Consider the following 2,095-nt stretch of genomic DNA (forward strand, 5'->3'; position numbering starts at 1 on the left):
GCATTAGATTGTTACTGAGTTATCGACAAAACTTATAAGCGATCTTCTTAATAAAAAGAGGAGAGGAACGTAATATAAATTTAATCATGACGTTTTTAATAAATGCAAAATAAGAAAGAAAGCCGATTTCCTTTTGAAACTGCAATAACTGATATTCATGTTTGAAATATTCTAACCCTCGCCTTGCCATCATTTCATCTCCTGTTCGCATTTTTAGTAGCACACAGGGTAAGTTTGACAGTTGAGCGCCATTGATGATTAGTAAGCTCCATAAAGCGTAATCTTGTGCTTTTCGTAAAGGAGGATACCCGCCAACTTCAACCACTGCAGCTTTTCTAAACATAGCGGCTGGGTGGTTCAACGGGCTGCGAGACTTGGCAAACTTTACAATGTCATTATGCTCTTGTGGTAATTTTCGGCACCCTAACTGTTCTGTAAATGCAGAATCCCATTCTTCAATGACACCACTACAAGCGATGACATTGGGATTCTGCTGCATAAACTTGACTTGTTTAGCAAAACGTTCCGGCATAGCGATATCGTCTGTATCCATTCGGGCGACCAATTCATATCGACAATGTACTAACCCTGCGTTAAGTGCTGCGCCTAATCCAACATTCTTTGGTAGTGAAACAACCGTTAAAGTTTCTTGGAGATCGGTTTGATAACGTTCTAATACCTGTTCGAGCTGTTCTGGTAAAGGACCATCTTTTACAATCACTACCTGTGATGGCTTGAGCGTTTGATTATGATAAATACTTTCTATTGCCTGTTGTAAAAACTGTGGATTTTCTGCTTTATAAACAGACATTAATACCGAACAAGTCATTTATCACCTATCAAATCATTATAAGTATTCTGATATTTCTGTGACATTTTCACAGCGCTTAATTCTGATTTAATTAAATCTAAAGCTGCTTGTCTATGAATCGAATAATCTGATTCAACCAACTCTTTAAAAGACTCTAAAAAACTATGTTCTTCGCCCAACTTAAAGAGGAAGCCTATCTCGGGGGACATATTATAGATTTCCTTGTGCGGCTCAATGTCAGATAGCAGTACAGGTAACCCACAAGCCATTGCCTCAATCGTTGCCATAGGCAAACCCTCTGACTTAGACGCAGAAACAAAAAAGTTTGAACCCTGTAAATAATCGACCACATTAGAGACACGACCGAGTAAATGAATATTTTCAATACCCTGTTTACGTTGTTGGCAATATTCAAATAACTGACCAGAACCGAGAAAAACTAAATGATGTTCAGGAAAAGAATCCTTTATAGACAACCACCTATTTATTAGGAATAGAGGATCTTTAAGTTCTGATAAGTGCCCTGTCGCAATCCAAATAACTGCATTTTGGTTTAAATTTAGTTTCTCTCTCAGCCAAGAAAACTTATGAAGATTAACGTCAAAAAGCTTATCATCAACACCATTTTGAATAGCTGAGACATTGGTCAGATTAAAATTAGTAATCAAATTATTTGAAACCGAAACCGAACAACCGATTAACTTATCTATCTTCTGCATAGCCGAAATATGATATTTTATCATAAACCTGCTTTTAAAGGAGCCATACGTCATCAAGTAATCGAGCTGCGGATAATTATGGATGGTAGCTATATGCGGGGTGTTTTTTTTAATTTCTGAAACTATACCGTCAGCACGGATACCTTGAGTATGAATAAGATTAGGCTGTAATTTAGCAATTAATGATTTCAACTTTGCTTGTGCGAAGAATAAACCTCCCAAACGAGATAAATTCAGAGAGTACACCTCGACACCTAGAGATTGATAATCGAACCAGCGTGAATCTTCAGGTTCAGGAGAAAGTGTGACAACAATAGGATTAAAAGTTTCACGATCCAAATTTGAAACAACATTAAAAAGCTGATTGGTTGGCCCACTACGCTTAAGCGTACTCACTACGTACAATATATTAATCATTTTACAACCTAAAAGAACATCTATGTCCCTTCGAAAGAAGGGACATAGAAAAAATAAGAACTATCAAGTCAAATACTATTCTAGAAAAAATCAAGTCAACTTTTAAAAAAATAACCAAACAACAAAAAATAAGTATAGATATCAAATC

General features: G+C 36.3%; 2 protein-coding genes. Both read right to left on the reverse strand.

Translation table 11 applies throughout. The features are described 5' to 3' along the window. Nucleotides 1–19 precede the first annotated feature (19 nt). A complete protein-coding gene (locus CAG57_RS03955; protein WP_161433913.1) occupies nucleotides 20–829 on the reverse strand; it encodes a glycosyltransferase in 810 nt (269 codons plus the stop codon). Further along, entirely contained in the window at nucleotides 826–1,947 is a 1,122-nt protein-coding gene (locus tag CAG57_RS03960; RefSeq protein WP_161431002.1) for a glycosyltransferase, read from the reverse strand. The genes CAG57_RS03955 and CAG57_RS03960 overlap by 4 nt, the downstream gene beginning before the upstream one ends. Nucleotides 1,948–2,095 lie beyond the last annotated feature (148 nt).

The sequence above is a fragment of the Vibrio sp. V30_P3S12P165 genome (assembly GCF_009904905.1).
In the GTDB taxonomy this organism is placed as follows: Bacteria; Pseudomonadota; Gammaproteobacteria; order Enterobacterales; family Vibrionaceae; genus Vibrio; species Vibrio fujianensis.

Bases quoted from the DNA above. Each gene is read 5' to 3' on its own strand.
- CAG57_RS03960 (WP_161431002.1), bottom strand. From the start codon at position 1,947: ATGATTAATATATTGTACGTAGTGAGTACGCTTAAGCGTAGTGGGCCA.
- CAG57_RS03955 (WP_161433913.1), bottom strand. From the start codon at position 829: ATGACTTGTTCGGTATTAATGTCTGTTTATAAAGCAGAAAATCCACAG.